The sequence below is a fragment of the Paenibacillus bovis genome (assembly GCF_001421015.2).
Taxonomy (GTDB): Bacteria; Bacillota; Bacilli; order Paenibacillales; family Paenibacillaceae; genus Saccharibacillus; species Saccharibacillus bovis.
The window spans coordinates 4594199-4616920 of record NZ_CP013023.1; the positions used below are offsets into that span (position 1 = coordinate 4594199).

Annotated in this window: 1 protein-coding gene; it reads right to left on the reverse strand. The window is 52.2% G+C overall.

Annotation, left to right across the window (positions count from 1 at the left end):
• Window positions 1–113 precede the first annotated feature (113 nt).
• Window positions 114–22715: a non-ribosomal peptide synthetase gene (locus tag AR543_RS19615; RefSeq protein ID WP_060536076.1), complete on the reverse strand. Its 22602-nt coding sequence runs from the start codon at window positions 22713–22715 to the stop codon at window positions 114–116.
• Window positions 22716–22722: the final 7 nt, after the last annotated feature.

Here is a 22722-nt window from a genome sequence, read left to right on the forward strand (position 1 = left end):
TGCTTTGTTGCTCTATTGATCTCTTTCTTGGGTGGTTCCTTGCTTTCTTGTTCCGCTACTTTTTCAGCCTGTTAATCTGCTGTCCTTAATCGAATCCATTTAAAGACCAGCTATCAGGATAAGATCGGTTTTTGCTGTCTGTCAGTGACGGCAGCTTCTATCAGAATCCGGCGAATGACTGACGTGTTCGGTCCAACGTACTCCGAATCTAGCAGTACATCATGTGTTCCCTGTACCGGATACTCTGCATACTGGCCGGTAGTGGAACGCTGCCATTGCAGATGATCGGTAGGCTTCATACCGCTACAGTCTACTTCGGCGATCAGTGCATGGATATTCGCCTGAATCTCGCCTGCGTTGATCAGCTCATTCCGATAAGCGGAGTAGACCAACATTTTGCTGCGGACCACTTCGCGATCATCCGGATTAGCTAGGAATTCGCGGTATTGATCCGCTACACTGTTCAGTACCGTATCAACGATATGCTCCATTTCTGCCGGAGTCATCTCGTCTCTGGCTGTTTTGCGCATGGAATCGACCATAATCACATCACTTACATTATAACCATGCGCTTCCATCGCTCTCGCTACTTCAAAGGCAAGATTGCCTCCAAGTGAATAACCAAGGAACAGATATGGTCCTTCCGGCTGAATCTCCGTAATGGTATCCACATACTGCTTCAACATGGCTTCACCCTGCAGACGATCACCGATAAATTCCAGACCGATCACTTCGGCATCCTGCTGCAGTTCTTTGGCCATCTCGTAATAACCGAGCGAGTAACCGACCCGAGGCGGGAAGCAGAAGACTTTACGGTCGCTGCTGCTATGGAAACGGATAATCTCCATCTCGTCGGCACTATGGCTTCCGGACGCCGTCTGATCGATCTGCATCAGCAGATCTTTCAGTACCGGATGGGCAAATACGGTCTGCAGACCGATCTCCACGTTCAGTTCGTGCTGAATCCGCTGGATCAACGTCAGCACTTTGAGAGAGTGTCCACCCCGTTCAAAGAAGTTATCGTTCATACCGACACGCTCCATACCAAGCACATCACTCCAGATATCCGCCAGCTGTTGCTCCAGCGCAGTCGCCGGTGCCACATAGTCTGCCGACGATTGCAGCTGCTCCGGTGCAGGCAGTGCTTTGCGATCCAGCTTGCCGTTTACGTTAAGCGGCATTTGATCCAGCTGGATAAAGGCACTCGGAATCATGTAAACAGGCAGTTCCTCTGCCAGTGCCGAGCGCAGTTCTGCAGTGCTCAGCGGCTGGGTAGCGACGAAGTAGGCACACAGCTGTGCACTTCCGCCCGCATCCTGGAGCGCCAGAACTACTGTTTCCTGTACAGCCGGAATCCGTAGCAGTTGGGACTCTATTTCACCAAGCTCAATCCGGTAACCGCGAATTTTGACCTGATGATCCATCCGTCCCAGATATTCGATATTACCGTCTGGCAGCCATCTGGCCATATCGCCGGTACGATAAATGCGTTCCTCCGGCTTATACGGATGAGCAGTGAATTGGGCAGCGGTCAGCTCGGGCTTGTTCAAATAGCCGCGCGCCAGACCTTTGCCACCAATAACCAGTTCACCCGGTACGCCGACCGGTACGAGACGTGCATGCTCATCGACAATCAGCACTTCCATATTGCCATACGGCTTGCCGACTGGTACGAGCGGCAGGTCTGCTGTAGCCGGAGTTGTCATATAGCGAGTCGCATATACGGTCGCTTCAGTCGGTCCATAAATATTTTCCAGGCGGCCGTACGGAGCCACTTTGTAATATTCACCGACAAGACGGGATGGCAGAATCTCGCCACAGGCGAACAGGTATTTCAGACTGCGCATACTGTCGTGTCCGCTCACTTTGAGCTGCTGAACAAGAATTTGCAGCATGGACGGTACCAGATTGAGATGCGTAATCCGGTACTTCTCGATCGCTTCCAGTAGGGCAGCCGGATTTTTGTCATCGCCCGGTGGCAGAATAACTAGTGTACCCGGACCGAAGAACCAGCTGAATAACTCCGGAATAGAGAAGTCAAACGTAATCGTCGTTTTTTGCAGGAAACGGTCTCCCTGCTGCATCGGATACTCCGCCTGCAGCTGATCCAGCAAATTGACAGCCGAGCGATGCTCAATCATCACACCTTTTGGCTGGCCGGTTGAACCGGACGTATAGATGATATAAGCAAGATGTTCCGGTCCGGACAATGGCTCCAGATTAGATTCGTCGGTATCATAGCTGGCTGGGTCTTCGATATCAACCAGCTGGATATGAGGAAGCGGGATCAGATTCTGCCACGCACTGCGTGTCAGCATGAGCTGTGCTCCCGAATCTTCCAGCATATAGCGAATCCGTTCTTCCGGGAATTCCGGATCGACCGGTACATAGGCTCCGCCTGCTTTGAGAATAGCCAGAATGCCAACCATCATATCCAGAGAGCGTTCCAGCATAATCGCTACCGGTTGATCCGGTGCGACTCCCTTCGCCCGCAGAGTGCGTGCCAGTGCATTGGCTTTACGGTTCAGCTCATCATAGCTCAGCTGTTCACTGCCACTGATCAATGCCGGCTGATGCGGCATACGAGCTGCCTGTTGCTCCAATACACTAAACAGCGTACTGTCGGTGCGAACAGGGGCAGCCGTATCATTCCACTGTTCCAGAATCATGGATTGCTCTGCTGCGGTCATCATATCCAGATGAGTCACCGGCATATCAGGTTCGGTAGCCGCTCTTTCCAGAATCTGTACCAGATGGGACTGAATCTGCTCGATACTCTCCTGATCATATACCGTGCCATTATAGCGATACAGCACCTGCAGGTTAGGCCCCGGCATAACGATCAGGTTAAAGTCATAGTTGGTCTGCTCGAACATCTGCACATCGGTGATCTCAAAGCCAGATTTCCCGCCGACCTGACGCTCATCCAGTTCTTCCTGAACCGGATAATTCTCGAATACCATAATATGCGAGATCAGCTCCTGCTTCTGATCGCTCTGTGCCTGTACTTCATATAATGGATAGAAGTCGTAATCATGTCCCTGTACATACAGCTGCTGCTGACGAACCAGCAGATCGGCAAAGCTGTCTTCCTCCATCGCCTGCACACGAACCGGCACCGTATTGATAAACAGGCCGATCATGCTTTCGATTCCCTGAATCTCTGCCGGACGTCCGGATACGACGCTGCCAAAGACTACATCGCGACTGGCATTATACCGCTGCAGCACCAGTCCCCACGCAGACTGCATCAGGATATTCATCGTTACCCGGTGGCGACGGGCCAGTTGTTCCAGACGTTCGGTCAGTACAGTACCCAGAGCAAATTCCATTTTCTCGGACTGGTACTGCTTGGCCTGACCTTGCAGACGTGCCTGCGGAATCAGGGTCTGGCGATCATAGCCGTACAGATACTGTTTCCAGTAAGCCGAAGCTTCCTCTTCCCCACGTTCATTCAGCCACTGGATATAACGGCTGTATGGTACGGTATCTGGCAGCTCCGGTACCCGGCCTTCATGCAGTGCAGCATACGTATCGAATACTTCCTGGATCACAAGCGGCATACACCAGCCATCCATAATAATATGATGGAAACTCCACAGCAGCAGATGACAATCATCGGCGGTCTGCATTACCGTTACACGCAGCAGCGGATCACGGGCCAGATCGAATCCTTTTTGCTTATCTCTGGTCATCAGTGCATCGATTTGCAGCTGCTGTTCATGTCCGCTCCAGCCGCGCAGGTCTTCGTAAGCGATCCGGAAAGGACGGTCCCTGAATACAACCTGTACCGGCACATCATGATAGCCACTGTAGAAATTGGTGCGCAGAATCGCATGCCGCTGAATCATATGCTTGAAGCTGCGTTCAAAGTCAGCGATGTCAAAACTGCCCTGCAGTTCAAATCGTCCCTGCTCAAAATAAACTTCCGAGCGTGAATCCAGCAGATTATGGAACAGCATCCCTTTTTGCATTGGTGTCAGGGAATACATATTCTCCATCTCGCCGATCGAAGCGGTCTGTGCTTCCAACGCCTCGATCAGTTCCAGTGTAGCTTCCTGCAGCAGTACATCATGCGGTGTCAGTGATGTACGCTGTCTGGATACACAATGTTCGATAATCTGGCTGAAGCACTCATGCAGCAGTCCGGCAAGCTGATCGATCGTTTCCTTGCGGAACTGGCGCTGATTATAGCTGATAGTCATTTTCAGCGTATCATCAGTGATCAGGCCGTTCATATTCAGTGCCTGATGCTGAATCATCTGTCCGCTGACTTCGCGTCCGGTCGGATACGTAGACATTTGCAGCAATCCATCTGTCTGACCGTCATCGAATTGTCCCAGATAGTTAAAGGCAATTTCCGGTTCGCGGCGATGTGCCCATGCTCCGGCATCCGAAGACATGTATTTCAGAATGCCATAGCCTGCACCTTTGTTCGGGATGCGGCGCAATCCTTCCTTGACTGTCTTGATCGCTGTTCCTGGCTCCAGTGTAGACATATCCAGCACGACCGGATACTGGCTGGTGAACCAGCCTACCGTACGGCTGATATCCAGATCCGGCACCAGCTCTTCCCGTCCATGTCCTTCCAGAATAATCGCTACCTGTTCCAGTCCGCTCCACTTGCGTACTGCCATACCCAGAGCGGTGAGCAGCAGATCATTGGCCTCCGTATTATAGGCACGGTAGGCTTTTTTCAGGAAATGAGCGGTGGTCTCCCGGCTCCATTCGATCGTAACCGATTCGCTGTCCTGTACATGCAGCACCGGATGATGTTCATCCTTAGGCAGCTGCGCAAATTGATCCGGCAGCTGTGACCAGTAGCGGCGATCGATCTCTGCCTGCTCGCTGTCTGCATAGCGGGCGATCTGATCGGCCCATGTACGGTAAGCATCTGTTTTCTGCGGCAGCTTGATAGCTTCGCCGCGGCTGGCCTGCTCATAGCCATTTTCCAGATCTTCCAGCAGGATACGCCAGGAGATACCGTCGACAACCAGATGGTGAATCACGATCAGCAGATGATCCCCGTCTTCACACTGGAACAGTGCCAATTTCATCAGCGGACCTTCGGTAATCGACAGGCTTTCCTGAATACGCTGTGCATGCGCAGCTACCATCGGTACCGGATTTGCTTCTGCGGTAAGATCGATGATGTCCAGCGTATGGAAAGGACCTTCCTGGATACTGCGGTTCCAGGCCGTCATCTGATTATCCTGCATACGAATAACCGTACGCAGTGCATCATGATGACTGGTAATCCGAACGATGGAAGTTTCCAGTGCCTGAGTATCCATTCGTCCCGGATAATGCAGCATGACTGACTGGTTGAAATGATGCAGATCCTGCTGCTGATGTTCGAACAGCCATTGCTGTGCAGGTGTTAGTCTGACCTGACCGCTTACTGCGGATTGGTCAATCAAATGACGAACCTGACCCAGCTGAGGAGCCAGCTCGGCAATCGTCGGCGAGGTAAACAGGTTTTTGATCTCCAGCTTGTAGCCCAGATTAAGCAGTCTGGAAGAAACCTGAATCGCCTTGATCGAATCGCCACCCAGTTCAAAGAAATGATCATGGATACCGACAACCGAAGTGCCGAGTGTGCTTTGCCATACTTCCGCCAGTGCCTGCTCTGCCTCGGTGCGCGGCGCCACATAGGTGCTGCTGCTGGACAATGTACTCAGGTCCGGTTCCGGCAGTGCTTTGCGATCCAGCTTGCCATTCGGAGTCAGCGGCATCTGTTCCAGCTGTACAAAGTACGATGGAATCATATACGAAGGCAGCTCACGAGCCAGCTGCTCACGCAGTTCACTGATCGTCCACTCGCGGTCTGCAACAAAGTAAGCACACAGCGAGGTCTGACCCGCCGGATCTTTCCAGGCGACAACAATCGATTCTTCGACTGCCGGCAGATCCAGCAGACGCGCTTCGATCTCGCCCAATTCTATGCGGTAACCGCGAATCTTAACCTGATGATCCATCCGTCCGAGATACTCAATCGCTCCGGATGGAAGACGTCTGGCCAGGTCACCGGCACGATACATCCGTCTGCCCGGTACAAATGGATCATCCATAAACCGCTCTGCAGTCAATTCCGGACGATTCAGATAACCCGGCGCTACGCCATCACCACTAATATACATTTCTCCGGCTACGCCTACCGGTACCAGTTGCAGCTGTTCATTCAGCAGATAAATATTGAAGTTATCCGCCGGCAGTCCGATCGGTACCGATTCGCCCTGATCCGTAGTCGGATCGTAGCGGTGAATCATACAGCCTACTACTGTCTCTGTCGGACCATACTCGTTATAAATATCTACATCCCCGTTGTACATTTCATAGATCGCATGAGCCAGCTGGGTATTCAGGTTCTCCCCACCGACGATGAACTTGCGGATACGGCACTGCTCAGGCAGCTGGATATCCTTGAAAAAGCTCAGATGTGTCGGTGTCAGCTTGAGAATATCGACTGCATTCTCGCGTACAATCTGCTGGATCACACCAATTTTGTCTGCCGCATCGTAGATGACCATCTGTCCGCCGGTAATAAGCGGAGTGAAGATCGACGTATACGTCAGGTCAAAAGAAATGGAGGAATACAGCGGGAAGCTCATGATAGTACCGTTCGTATACATCTTTTTGGCCCACCAGATATAGTTGAGCAGACCTTTATGGGTAATCATCGTTCCTTTTGGCTTGCCCGTTGTACCAGAGGTATAGATCATGTACATAAGATCGCCATGAGCTACCTCTACATTCGGACGCTGTGCATTCTCGCTGTAACTTTCCGGCTGATCCACTTCCAGGGTCAGACCGTCAAAGCTTACTGTTCCGTTCAGATGACGCTGGGTCAGCAGAATCTGTACACCGGAGTCCTGCAAAATGTACTCCGTGCGATCCTGAGGGTATTCCGGATCTATCGGAATGAACACCGCACCCTGCTTGAGCACTGCCAGAATCGATACAATCAGTTCCGGCGAACGATCCATCAACAGACCGACGGTATTGCCTTTACCCAGACCGCGGGCTGCCAGATGATTAGCCAGACGATTCGACTGCTCATCCAGCTCGCGGAATGTCATGCTCCGCTCGCCGCAGACAGCAGCTACAGCATCCGGTGAACGGAGTGCCTGCTCCTCAAACAGATTATGAATACAGCGATCCTGCGGATAATCGGCGATCATGCCATGCCATGTCTCCAGCAGCATCTGCTGTTCGGCAGGCGTTACGAGTGTCAGTCGATCGACCGGCATTTCCGGCTGATCAGCTACCTGCTGTAGCAATTGCAGCAGATGTCCACGGGTACGTGCAATCGTCTCTTCCTGATAAACGGAAGCATTGTAGCGCAGGCAAATCCGGATATCCTGTCCCGGAATAACGATCAGGTTAAAGTCGTAGTTGGTCTGTTCGAACATGCGGAAATCAGCGACTTCCAGTGCATCCGCATCTTCATTGCCCGACTGCTCCACCTGTTCATCCAGCGGATAATTCTCAAAGATCATAATATGCGAGATCAGATCCTGCTTTTGCTCGGTATAATTCTGGATCTCGTACAGCGGATACGTATCATACGCTCCTCCTGCAAGCGATTGTTCCTGTACCCGGCGCATGACTCCGGCAAATGTATCGTCTGCCAGCGATTGAACCCGAACCGGTACAGTGTTAATAAACAGACCCACCATATCCTCGATTCCCGGAATCTCGGCCGGACGACCGGATACGACGCCACCAAATACGGCATCCCGGCTGCCATTATACTGCTGCAGCATGATTCCCCATGCCGATTGGAGCAGCGTATTGACAGTTACCTGGTGCTGTCTGGCAATCTGATCAAGACGTGCAGTCAGTTCATGACCCAGCTGAAGCGTCTGCTCTTCCAGCACATAGGCATCACCGGATTTTTTGGCAGTCTCCGGCAAAAGGGTATGCCCTTCGTGATCTGCCAGATAATGCTTCCAGTAGGAAGAAGCGGCATCCTGATCCATACGGTTCAACCATTCAATATACGTGCCATACTGCGGTGCAGGTGGCAGCTGTGCCTGCTGATTCTGACACAGTGCTGTATAATGCGTGAAAATCTCGCCGGTTACAATCGGGATACACCAGCCATCCATAATAATATGATGGAAGCTCCACATTACTCTGCAGCCATGATCCAGATGGAAGATCGCTGCTCTCATCAGTGGATCGCTATCCAGGCGGAAGCCGCGTGTCATATCCTCTGCTTCATACTGCTGCATCCACTCTTGCTGTTGTTCGGAAGACAGCGAACGCAGATCGACATAATCGACCGGCATTTCTTTTTGACGGAATACTACCTGCAGCGGCTCGTCATGAATATCACTGTAGAACCCAGTCCGCAAAATGGCATGTCTGCTCATCAGCGCCTGCAGACTGCCTTTGAATGCTTCAATATTAACGTTTCCGCGCAGTTCAAAGCTTGCCTGTTCAAAATAAGTAACACTATCCGGCTCCATCAGACTGTGGAACAGCATCCCTTTTTGCATCGGCGTCAGCTGGTATACATCTTCCAGTTCACCGGTCGAAGCGGTACGTTCCAGCAGACGATCCAGCTGGGCAATCGTCAGTCCTTTGAACAGCAGATCACTTGGTGTCAGCTTCGGCTGCTCCTGAACGGCACAGTGACGGATAACCATGGTCAGACGGGATTTCAGCATATCGGCCAGCTGGTGAATCCGTTCTGGCTCATACTGATTGCGGCTGTACATGATAGAGATCGACAGCTGTCCATCCGCGATCATGCCGTTCAGATCCAGTGCATAATGCAGCGGCGTCTGACCGCCCAGTGATTGGCCTACACTGTATGGAGACATGCTCAGTGCATTATTGTCCATATCCTGGTCAAACTGTCCCAGATAGTTAAAGGACACTTCCGGTTCGGCAGCATCTGCTGTCAGTCCGGTGCTGTTCAGATATTTCAGCAGTCCATAACCAATACCTTTCTCCGGTACAGACCGCAGGGTTTCTTTGACCTGACGGATCAGCGGTGAGATATCGGAATGAACCGGGATCTCCAGGCGAACCGGATACTGGGTTGTAAACCAGCCGACGGTACGGGTGATGTCCATATCCGGCAGGATCATCTCGCGTCCATGACCTTCCAGGTTAATCAGCACCTGCTCGGTTCCTGCCCAGTCACGCAGTGCCATACCCAGCGCAGTCAGCAGCAGATCATTGGTCTCGGTGTAATAGGCACGGTTGGCCTGGCGCAGCAGCAGTTCTGTATCCTCGGCAGACCAGGCGATCTGTACCGATTCACTGTCAGCCACTGTGCCTGCTGCCACATCATGATCTTTTGGCAGTGGTGCAATATAGCTGCCGCTGATCGTATTCCAATATTTGCGTTCCTGCTCCAGTGCAGAACCTGCTGCATATTCAGCCAGCTCGTTTGCCCATAGACGATAGGAATCTGTTTTCTGCGGCAGGGTAACCGGCTGTCTGGACAATGCCTGTTCATATCCTGCTGCGATATCTTCAAACAGAATTCGCCAGGAGACGCCATCGACCACCAGATGATGAATAACAATCAGCAGATGATCGCCATCTTCGGCCTGGAACAGTGTCATTTGTACAAGTGGTCCCTGCGCCAGATTGAAGCTTGCCTGTACACGGTCCGCTTCTTGAAGGATTACTTCTTCCGGATTGGCAGCGGAGCGGATATTCATAATATCCAGCGTATACAGCTCGCCCTCCTCCGTGCTGCGATTCCATGCGGTATAGCCATGCTCGCCCTTGCGGAAAATCATGCGCAGCGCATCATGATGACGGATAACCGCATCCATCGTGCTGCGCAGTGCCTGCTCTTCAAAACGATCGGCACGATGCAGCATAATCGCATGATTATAATGATGCGGCTCTGCCAGATGGCGTTCGAAGAACCAGTGCTGGATCGGTATCAGCTCGGCTGCTCCGGTAATCTCGCCCTGCTCGGCAGTACGTCCTGCCTGCTGGAGATACGGACTCAGTTCGGCAATCGTCGGATATTTGAATAGGTCTTTGATCTCCAGCTTGTAGCCGGCCTGGAACAGACGTGAGGAAATCTGGATTGCCTTGATCGAATCGCCACCCAGATCGAAGAAATGATCATGAATACCGATCTGCTGCGATCCGAGAATGCCCTGCCATACTTCGGCCAGTGCCTGCTCTGCCGGTGTACGCGGTGCTTCGTAGACAGCCCCTGTCCATACGCCAGCTTCCGGTTGCGGCAGCGCACGGCGGTCCAGCTTGCCGTTTGGTGTCAGCGGCATTTGTTCCATTTGTACAAAATAGGACGGAATCATATAGCCCGGCAGTTCACTTGCCATCTCACTGCGCAGCGTGCTGGCAGTCAGCTGGATATCGGCTGTAAAGTAGGCAGCCAGCGATTTTTGCCCGGAAGCTTCGGTATGCGCGATCACGACCGCTTCCCGAATACCGTCTATTTGCAGCAATCTGGATTCCACTTCACCCAGCTCGATCCGGTAGCCACGGATTTTGACCTGATGGTCGATCCGGCCCAGATACTCGATACTGCCGTCCGGCAGCCAGCGTGCCAGGTCACCCGAACGGTACATGCGCTCACCTGGTACAAAAGCATGCTCGATAAATTTCTCGGCTGTCGTCTCCGGACGATTCAGATAGCCGCGTGCCAGACCATCGCCGGTAATATACATTTCCCCGGCAATACCGATTGGCTGCAGATGACGCTGTTCATTGAGAATATAAGCGCCGAGTGTCGGGATCGTAGTTCCGATATTACTGCGGCCAAGTGCGATCTCGGTCTCGGTAATTTCTTTGTACGTAACGTGAACCGTTGTCTCGGTAATACCATACATATTGATCAGCTGTACATGCGGGTAACGGCTTCTCCATTCGCCAAGCAGTGCCGGGCTAAGTGCCTCTCCGCCGAAAATAATCATCCGCAGTCCCAGATGACTGTCCTCGTGACCCAGTTCTTCCTGCATTAGCTGGTAGAAGTAGGTTGGTGTCTGATTGAGTACAGTTACCTGACGATCCTTGAGCAGCTGCAGGAACTGTGCCGGGCTCTTGGCAGTCATCGCCGGTACAATTACCAGGCAGCCGCCGTACAGCAGTGCTCCGTACATTTCCCACACCGAGAAGTCAAAGCAGCAGGAGTGGAACAGTGTCCATGTATCTCCCGGTCCAAAGTCAAACAGGTTGCAGTCATTGAACAACAGTCGTACTACATTGCGATGCTCGATCAATGTGCCTTTTGGCTTGCCGGTTGTACCGGATGTGTAAATGACATAAGCCAGATCTTCCTGATGATTATACGATTCGAGCGGTGCGGTGGATTCGCTATACGATGCCGCATGATCCAGCTCAATCATCGTGCCGGTGAAATGATCAAACTGCGCGCGTAGCTCGCTGCGCAGCAGCAGAAGCTGACTGCCGGAATCCTCCAGCATAAACCGGATACGTTCTTCCGGGTAATCGGCATCTACCGGTACATAGGCACCGCCGGCTTTGAGAATAGCCAGCATACCAACGATCATTTCCAGTGAACGATCGGCGACAACAGCTACCAGATGATCGCGCTGTACGCCCTGCTGGCGCAATTTGCGTGCCAGTGCATTGGTACGCTCATCCAATTCACGGTAAGTCAGGAACTCATCATCCAGTCGTACGGCTACCGCTTCCGGATGACGCGCCGCCTGAGCGGTGAACAGATTGTGGATACTTGCTTCCCGTGGATAATCTGCTGGTACTCCTGCCGATTGCAGCATCAATACCGCTTTCTCTTCCGGTGTAACCATATCCAGCTCGGCCAGTGGAGCTGTCGGCTGTTGTACCGCCGATTGAACCAGCTGGACAAAATGGCCTGCCATACGCTCGATCGTCTCTTGTTTGTACAGGGAAGTAGCATATTCCAGCGTACATTCCAGCGTATCATCCAACTCGGTGACAGTCAGTGTCAGATCAAATTTGGCTGCCGGATGGGACAGCTCATATGGCGTAAACTGCAGCCCCTGAATCGTACGCTCGGTCTGCTCCATATTTTGCAAAACAAACATCGTATCAAACAGTGCATTACGGCTCAGATCGCGCGGAATATTCAGCTTTTCTACCAGTTCTTCGAATGGATATTCCTGATGGTCAAACGCCTGTAGCGCGATATCTTTCACTTCCTGCACATATTCCTCAAAGCTCTTCTCGCCAGCCGGGTACGTGCGCAGCGGCAGCGTACCGACAAACATTCCGATCATTTCCTGGAGGCTGTCATAAGGTCTGCCAGCGACCGGTGAACCGACTACGATATCTTCCTGACCGGTATATTTGTGCAGCATCGTTTTGTAAGCTGCCAGCAGAACCATGAACAGCGTGGAGCCTGTACGTGCTGCCAGTTCATGCAGCGACTCGCTCAGTTCCGAATCCAGACGGAAAGAAATCGTATGACCGGCAAAATCACGCACAGCCGGACGCACTTCATCTGTCGGCAGATCGAGCACCGGCAGACTGCCGCGGAATGTCTCCAGCCAGTAGGCTTCCTGCTGACGCATCGCCTCACTGCGGATATGTTCCTGCTGCCAGACCGCATAGTCCACATACTGAATCGCTAATGGCTCTGGCTGTTCGCCGTGATAATAACGCACCACTTCTTCGATCAGAATATTCATGGACACCCCGTCGGAAATGATATGGTGCATATCGAACAGCAGCAGATGACGCTCTTCTCCCAGCTGGATCAGACCTACACGCAGCAGCGGTGCCTGTGCCAGATCGAATGGGCGTACAAACCGGCTGATGGCCTGCTCGGCCTGTTCCTCATCGGATATCTCGTAATGGATAGCAAAGGGAACCTGCTCCAGAATCTGCTGTACCGGCTCGCCCTCTACCGTGACAAAAACCGTACGCAGAGCCGCATGACGCTTAATCAGATCACGGAAAGCTTCTTCCAGACGATAACGATCCAGCGGTCCATCTACTTTCATTACGCCAGGCATGTTGTAGCTGACTTTGCCATTCTCCATCTGTCCGAGAATAAACAATCTCTTCTGCGCCGAGGATAAAGGATAGTATTCCCGTACACCGGCAGCGGTAATATCGGCAGTAATGAGATCATGGGCACCTTCCGCCTGACGATCCAGTACCTGCGCCAATTCCGCGATCGTTGGTGCCTCGAAGACTTCGCGCAGCTTGATTTCCCGATTCAATTCTTTGCGGATGCGCGAGGCCATCAGTGCTACTCGCAGCGAATGACCGCCAAGATCAAAGAAATTATCTTTTATACCAATCGGGTCAACACCCAGAATATCCTGCCAGATCGCTGCCAGTGTCAGCTCGGTCGCTGTACGCGGTGCTTGGAATACTGTATCTGCCTGTGATGCTGCTCCAGCCAGCTCCAGATCTGCCAGACGACCCATATATTCAATCGTTCCATCCGGCAGCAGACGGGCAAGCTCACCAGTATGATAGACCTGCTCTCCATCATGCAGCGGATGGCTGGAAGCTGTCATGGTGCTAATCTGCTGATTGATTACAGCATCACTCAGTGCTCCAACCGCCATGCACAGTTCACCCATAATGCCTACCGCCTGGTGGCGCAGCTGACGATCCACGATAACCAGCTCATAGGCTTGTTCCTGCTCGGCATCCTGTTCCAATTCAGCCAGACGGGACAGGATCGATTCCTGCGGATAGTCTGCAGCCAGTTTCCAGGCAGGCAATTGATAATGTTCCGTATCGATCAGTGTCAGTTCATCGACAGCGATCTGCGGCTGGTCTGCCACCTGCTCCAGCAGATATACTACATGCTGCTGAATCCGCTCGATATCGTCCGGGCTGTATACAGCTGCATTGTACTGGAACATCAGCTGCATATCCCGTCCCGGCAGCACGACCAGGTTGAAGTCATAGTTGGTCTGCTCCTGTAGTTCCGCATCCTTGATCTCAAACGCAGCCGCTTCGCCGCCGTTCTGCTCCATTTCCTGCTCGACCGGGTAATTCTCGAATACCAGAATATGCGATACGAGTTCCTGCTTTTGTGCTGTAGCTGCCTGAATCTCGAACAGCGGATGTGTACTATACGGCTGGGCATCCACATATTGTTCCTGCTGCTGCTTCATCAGCTGCGGGAATGTCATGCCCGGTGCTGTCTGTACGCGAACCGGAATGGTATTAATGAACAATCCGATCATCTGCTCTACTCCGTGAATTTCGGCAGGACGTCCGGATACGACAGTACCATATACAACATCATGGGTATGGTTGTACCGCTGCAAAGCTACGCCCCATACCGACTGCATCAGTATATTCATGGTTACGCCATGCTCACGAGCCACCTGTTCCAGCTGTGCAGTCAATGACTCACCTGTACTGTATTTCAGCTGTTCGGCAATATAGCCGGTTTCCACGTCAGATGATTGTGCTGTCGCAGACGTTGCGGATTCGGTTACTGTAGATATTTGCACTGCTGCCTCTGCAATCGCTGGCAGTGTGGTCAGAGAACGATATCCTTCCAGATAACGGCTCCAGTAACCGGCCGCTTCCTCATGATCCTGCTGCTCCAGCCACTCAATATACTCGCTGTATGGCGGTACATCATGCAGTTCCGGTTCTTTTCCTTCGATATAAGCAAAGTAATAATCAAACACTTCACGCGTAATCAGCGGAATACACCAGCCATCCATAATAATATGGTGGAAGCTCCAGATCAGACGGAAGCTCTCTTCGCCTGTCCGCAGAATAGAGATGCGCAGCAGACTGCCTTCGGCAAGATCAAATCCACGCGTTTTATCCCGGTTGGCAAAAGTATGCATATATTCGATCTGCGCATCCTCGCTCATTCCCCGCAGATCTTCATAGATCTGCTCGGCAGGACGGTCACGGAATACGGTCTGCAGCGGCTCGCTGCCCCATGCGGTATGGAAATTAGTCCGCAGAATATCATGACGACTCACCAGCAGATTCAGACTGCGGCCAAATACATCCGGCTCGAAGCTGCCTTTTACATCAAAAGCAGCCTGTTCGAAATAAGCTCCGTCCTGCGGCTCCAGCAGATGATGGAACAGCATTCCTTTTTGCATAGGCGTCAGATTGTAAATATTCTGAATCTCGCCGATATGGCGGGTATGCTGTACCAGTTCTTCCAATTCTGCATTGGAAATGCCTTTGGCCATAATATCGCTCAATGTCAGCTCACGATATTCCTGGGCGAGGCAATGCTGCAGTACTTCGCGCAGACTGTTCTCCAGCTGATCCGCCAGCTGACGGATGGTGGACGATTCATACTGTTCACCATGATACGTAATCGTCATTTCCAGCTGGCCATCTACTACAGCACCATTCAGATCCAGCTTGTATTCCAGTTGATCATGCAGGCTCTGGGCTTCACCGGTTGAATAAGGCGACAGTTCCAGACCATTATTGCTCAGATCCTGATCGAACTGACCGAGATAGTTGAAGGAAATTTCCGGTGCCAGTGCCTGATAATCGGCTGGCAGCTGCTCGTCCATCCGGGTCAGCAGGCCATAGCCGATGCCTTTGCCTGGAATCCGGCGCAGTCCTTCTTTGATTCCTTTGATCCAGTCGGCGGTCATGCCCTTATCGACAGGCTGCAGCAGGAAAGGATACTGGGTCGTAAACCAGCCTACTGTACGTGTAATATCCATATCCGGGATAATTTGCTCGCGTCCGTGTCCTTCCAGATTCACGAGGAAGCGATTCTGCCCGGACCAATTGCTCAGCGCCATACCGAGAGCAGCCAGCAGCAGATCATTGGTCTCGGTCTGGTAGGCATAATGCGCCTGACGAAGCAGTTGATCGGTCTCTTCCGTATTCCAGCGGATCGTCTCGGATCGACTGCCACTGCGTTTCAGTGACTCCGGCTGATGATCGGCAGGCAGGGCAGCAATCTGCTCGGTCTGCAGGGAAAGCCAGTAATTCCGATGTTTACTCATCTGCGGACTGCGTACATAGTCGACCAGTGCCTGACCCCACTCACGGAATGAATGAGTTTTCAGTGGTAGTTGTACACGCTGTCCCTGTGCTGCCTGCTCATAGGCCGCAGCCAGATCTTCCAGCAAGATCCGCCATGATACTCCATCCACCACGAGGTGATGAATAGCAATCAGCAGATGATCGCCATCGTCGCAGCGCATAATTCCCAGCTTCACCAGCGGTCCTTCGGACAGATTCATATCTGATTGAATATCGGTAGCCAGCTGCTCGATCCGATCGGCAGACTGCTGCTGTCCACGCAAATCATGAATCATCAGACTATACAGTCGATCTGCATCGGCAGCGCGATTCCATGCGGTATAACCTTCTGTACCGGCAGTAAATACCGCACGCAGTACATCATGATGGGCCACTAGTGCAGCAGCAGCCTGTTCCAGCAAAGATTCATCGAAGCCTTCGGCACGATACAGCATGACGGCCTGGTTAAAATGCTGCGGTTCCTGCAGATTTCGCCCGAAGAACCAGCGTTGTACCGGAGTGAGTATCATTTCGCCTTCTACTGCACTCTGATCGATCTGCTGAACTGCAGATTGCAGCAGCGGAGCGAGCTGGGCAATCGTCGAGTACTTGAACAGCTGTTTCATTTCCATCCGGTAACCGGCTTGAAGCAGACGCGAGGATACCTGGATCGCTTTGATCGAGTCGCCACCCAGTTCAAAGAAATGATCATGCACACCTACCGGGCCTGTTCCCAGCACTTCCTGCCATACACGGGCCAGTGCCTGTTCAGCCGGAGTCTGTGGTGCCGTATAGGTGCGTCCGCTCTGCTGCACTCCGGTTTGCGGTGCAGGCAGGGCGCGGCGATCTACTTTACCATTGACTGTCAATGGAATACGGTCTACCTGGACAAAATAGGACGGGATCAGATAACCCGGCAGCTGCTGACTGAGCAGATGGCGTACATCTGCAGGCGAGCATTCGCTGTCGGCGGCATAATAGGCACAGAGCTGCTTTTGTCCATTCTCGTCCAGATGCACGATAACCGCTGTTTCGCGGATCGCATCCAGCTTGAGGATTTGCGCTTCAATCTCCGGCAGTTCGATCCGGTAGCCGCGGATTTTGACCTGTTCGTCGATCCGCCCTTTATATTCAATCGTGCCGTCTGGCAGCCAGCGCGCCATATCGCCGGTACGATAGCAGATTTCACCCGGACGAATTATATCTTTCAGGAATTTGTCTGCTGTCATTTCCGGCTGATTCAGATAGCCGCGTCCTACGCCATCGCCACCAACCAAAAGTTCACCCCATGTGCCTACCGGCTGCAGATGGAACCCTTTGTCCACCACATAAGCGGTAGAGTTGTGAATCGGGCGTCCGATCGGTACACTGCCATGAATAGGGCCTGCGATGCGATGGGTGGTAGAGAAGGTTGTATTTTCAGTCGGGCCATAGCCATTGACAATTGTCAGCTGCGGATGATTCGCGAGCGTCCGGTTTACATGCGGTACAGACAGTACATCGCCGCCGACGATCAGGGTGTGTACACCGCTGAACAGCTGATCATCCTGCTGGGTCAGCTGATTAAACAGTGGTGACGTCAGCCACATGGTGTTGATTTCCCACGAGCGGATCGCTTCCTTGAGCTGCTCCGCGACGAGAATCACATCATTATCAGCCAGATAGAGTCGTCCGCCGTTCAGCAGGGCTCCCCAGATTTCAAAGGTCGAAGCGTCAAAGGAAACCGAACCGGTCTGCAAAATCCGCGTCGAAGGATTCAGCTCGACATAATCCGTATTTTTCACCAGACGAACCACATTGCGATGCTCGATCATTACGCCCTTAGGACGACCGGTCGTACCGGAGGTGTACATCAGATAGGCGAGTGATTCGGCGTGTCCTGCAGACTGCGACAGGGAATGCCCATCCGTATAGGCGTGTTTGTCATGCAGATTCAGTATCGTAACACCAAAATCTCCCTGCGCCATCTCCCAATCCTGCACCAGCATCAGCTTGACGCCGCCATCGCTGAGCATATACTGTACGCGATCTTCCGGATATTCGGGATCGACCGGTACATAGGCACCGCCTGCACGCAGAATACCGAGCAGAGCTACGACCATTTCCATACTGCGGGTACTCATAACCGCTACCGGTTCTTCCGGCTGCAGCCCCTGAGCCAGCAAAGTACGGGCCAGAGCAGCAGAACGCTGTTCCAGTTCATAATAGGTCATTCTGCGATCGCCGCTGACCAGGGCAATCTGATCCGGTGTACGCTTAACCTGCTCCACGAACAATTCGTGAATCGTACTGTTACGCGGATAAGGAACCTGTGTATCATTGAACTGCTCCAGAATCTGCTGCTTCTCTGCCAATGTAATAATCTCGATCTCGTTCAGTGTGATCGAAGGATCAGCGCTGATAGACTCCATTACTTTCAGGAAATGGGCAGCCAAACGCTCGATACTTTCACGGCGATACAATGATGTCGCATACTCCAGGCTAAAAGCCAGTCCATCCGCTTCTTCTGCTGCATTAAGCGACAGATCGAATTTGGCGATATGGGCTTCCTGCGGATATGGCGTAAAGCGCAAATCCCCCATGCCGCGTTCGCTGCGATCCATATTTTGCAGAACGAACAGCGTATCAAATACCGGATTGCGGCTGGAATCACGATCCAGCTGCAGCCGATCCACCAGCAAGTCAAACGGATATTCCTGATGGTCAAAAGCATGCAGCACGGTCTCGCGCACTTCAGCGAGATAATCACGGAAAGTAACAGTGCCTTCCGGACGTACACGCATAGCCAGCGTATTAACGAACATGCCGATCGTGCCTTCCAGCTCGGCCTGTGGACGACCCGCTACCGGTGAACCGATAACCAGATCATTTTGACCCGTATACTTGTGCAGCAGAATAGAATAGGCAGCCAGCAGCACCATATACAATGTAGTTCCTGTCTCACGGGTCAGCTGCTGGATCGCTTCACTTTCCTGCAATCCTATGGCAAAGTCGATCCGGTTACCGGCAAAATGGCGCACTGCCGGACGGACGTAATCCGTTGGCAGATCCAGAGCCGGAATTTCTTCTTCAAAAATGCTCAGCCAGGCGGCTTCCATTTCCTTCATACGCTGCTGTTCCAGCTGTTCACGCTGCCATACCGCATAATCCTTGTACTGGATAGCCAGTTCAGGCAGTGTCTCTCCTTCATACAGAGCCGATAATTCTTCAGTCAAAATCGCAATCGAGATCCCGTCAGATACAATATGATGCATATCGAACAGCAGCAGATGACGCTCTGCACCAAGCGATACCAGACCGGCGCGCAGCAGTGGAGCCTGGCTCAGATCAAAAGCACGTACATATTGCTCGATCACCTGATCCAGCTGCGCTTCGTCCGCTTCGATACGATCAAGCGTGAACTCTACCTGCTCATGGATCTGCTGCACCGGCTCCCCATTTTGCAAATGGAAGCTGGTACGCAGAGATTCATGACGACGGATCAATGCACGGAAAGCCGCCTGCAGCTGCTCCGTATCCAGTGTTCCCTCCATCATAAAGGCACCCGGCATATTGTAGCTTGTCTCGCCGCCTTCCAGCTGGCTCAGTACATACAGCCGCTTTTGCGCCGAAGATACCGGATAATAGTCCATTTTCGCTGCCGGAGCAATCGATTCGTACAAGGTCGGAATCTGGCTTTGCAGCAGCAGTGACATATTTTCAAGTGTCGGTGCCTGGAAAATATCCCGTAGTGAAATCACACAGCCGAATTCCTGCTGAATCCGCGAAGACAGCTGCGCAGCACGCAGGGAATGTCCACCTGATTCAAAGAAATTATCCAGCATGCCTACACGCTGCACACCGAGAATATCTTGCCATAATGCAGCAAGTGCTATAGCTTCTGGCGTATTCGGAGCTACATATTCTACAGCCGATTGCACACCGGCCACCGGTTCAGGCAGTGCGCGACGATCCAGCTTGCCATTCGATGTGAGCGGCATACGATCCAGCTGGATAAAGTAAGACGGCACCATATAAGCCGGCATCGCCGCAGTCAGCTGCTGGCGAATCTCGGCCGCAGGCAGTTCTGCGGAAGCGGTGTAATACGCACAGAGCAGATCCTGTCCCTGCTCATCCGGACGAGCCAGTACAATAGTCTCCAGTACAGACGGGATACGCAGAATCTGCGCTTCTACCTCACCCAGTTCGATCCGGTAGCCGCGAATTTTGACCTGATGGTCGATCCGGCCCAGATACTCCAGATTGCCATCCGGCAGCCAGCGCGCCAGATCGCCTGTACGATACATGCGCTCACCCGGCTGGAAAGGATGCTCGATAAATTTCTCGGCAGTGGTCTCCGGACGATTCAGGTAACCTCTCGCCAGACCATCTCCGGCAATATGCAGCTCGCCCGGAATACCTACCGGCTGCAAGCGACGCTGTTCGTCCAGAATATAGGCACTGAGTGTTGGGATTGTTACGCCGATATTGCTTTTGCCTGCTGCGATCTCGGCTGCACCGATCTCTTTGTACGTTACGTGAACCGTCGTCTCCGTAATCCCGTACATATTGATCAGCTGTGTATTCGGATAACGATCATGCCAGTCTTTGAGCAAATAAGGGCTGAGTGCTTCACCGCCAAAAATAATTTTGCGCAGATTCAGTTCACTGCCGGCATGCGCCAGCTCAGCTTGCATCAGCTGATAAAAGTACGTCGGCGTCTGGTTGAGAATAGTAACTTTATCCTGCTTGAGCAGCTGCAGGAATGATTCCGGACTTTTGGCGACCATTGAAGGTACAATGATCAGCTTGCCGCCATACAGCAGCGCTCCGTACATTTCCCAGACCGAGAAGTCAAAGCAGAATGAATGGAACATCGTCCATACATCCCGATCATCAAAGTCAAAAAGGTTCCGGTCATTAAACAGCAGACGAACAACGTTTTTATGTTCAATCAGCGTGCCTTTCGGCTTGCCGGTTGTACCTGACGTGTAGATTACATATGCCAGATTGCGTGGTCCGGATACATGCGGCAGATTGGCCGCTTCCCCTTCAGCCGCCGCTTCACGGATATTGATCCAGATCCCGTCAAATGGAATCCGGGCCTGCAGATGCTCCTGGCTAAGCACGACCTGCACACCGGAATCTTCCAGAATATAGCGAATACGCTCTTCCGGGTACTCCGGATCGACCGGTACATAGGCACCGCCGGCTTTGAGTACGGCCAGCATGCCAACGACCATATCCAGCGAACGTTCCGCGATTACACCCACGAGGGAATCTGCACCGATTCCATGGGCGCGCAGCTGATAAGCCACACGATTGGCCTGCTCATTCAGCTGCTGATATGTAAGAGAGTGTTCATCGATTTGTACAGCGATATGCTGTGGTGTACGCTGTACCTGCTGCTCGAACAGACCATGAATATTCTGCTCACGCGGATAATCCGCTTCAGCCATTTGAGAAAAGGACAGCACCTGCTGCTGTTCTGCTTCACTCAGCAGAGAGACGTCACCAATCGTCATTTCCGGATAGCGCACAATCTGTGCAGTGATCATACCCAGATGATCAACCATATTGGCGATTTCCGCATGGTCGAACAGCTCTTTGCGGTAATCGACATGCAGCATCATCCGATTCTCATCCAGCATCTCCGTAATATGCAGCACCAAATCATTGATCTCGTCTCCACAGAAGTCATAATCCGTCAAGATACGAATTCCTTCCAGATCGACCCAGCTGATCGGACGGTATTCCATCGATACACCGAATAACCGATGCAGATCATTATGGTGATGCGCATCCCGCAAATCCTGAATAAGTTGATTGTATGGATACTGCTGGTGACGCAGCACCGACATTTGTCCACGGGCGACCCCTTTGACAAAATCAAGCAGCTGCATATCCTTGTCTACCAACGCCCGCTCGGCAATTGTACTGACGAACATACCCATCGTCTGCTTTTCCTTTTTGGTACGGCGGTTCGCCAGCGAAGTACCGATAACGATATCCTGCTGATTGGTCATTTTGTGCATGTACACATACATGGAGCTCATAAACAGCTGGAACAGGGAGATCCGGTTTTCCCGGCAAAAAGCATGAATCTCGTCCTTGAGATAACCAGGAACTTCAAAATGTTCCCGTACAGCCGCAGTGCTGACTGTCATCGGATTATACGATTTCCAGCCGGTCACTTCGGGGATATCGGCAAATTTGTCCATCCAGTACGCGCGATCCTTGGCATATTTCTCGGATTCTACGTACTCTTCTTCGGCCGTCAGATAATCGATATACGAGCAGTCTTCCGGGATCACCGGCTCTTTGCCCTGCATGAGCTCGATGTAATAATCGGTAAACTGGTTGCCGAACAGTACCATCGAGATTCCGTCGGAAATAATATGATGCACCTTGATATTCAGCCAGTATTCCTCTTCACTGATCCGTACGAACAGGAAGCGATACATGCAGGAGTCCATCACCGGCAGCGGCTGGCGCTTCTGCTCGTCGAGCCAGGCTTCCAGATGTTCCATGCTGTCAAAGTCTTCGAGACTGACACATTCAAACTGCTGTTCTTCATAAGGAACCACGTATTGGCGCGGTTCCCCTTCTACGGTGGTAATGCGCAGGCGGAAAGCATCGTACTGGCGAATAACCAGATTGATTGCTTTCATAAAAGTAGGCAAATTCAGTTTCCCTGTCATTCGGATGGTAGCAGAGAGCTGGGATGCGGAAGTGCCTGGATACAGCAGCTCGGTGTACCATATCCGTTGTTGGGCATTCGTTAAGGAATATAGCTGCATTTCTGTT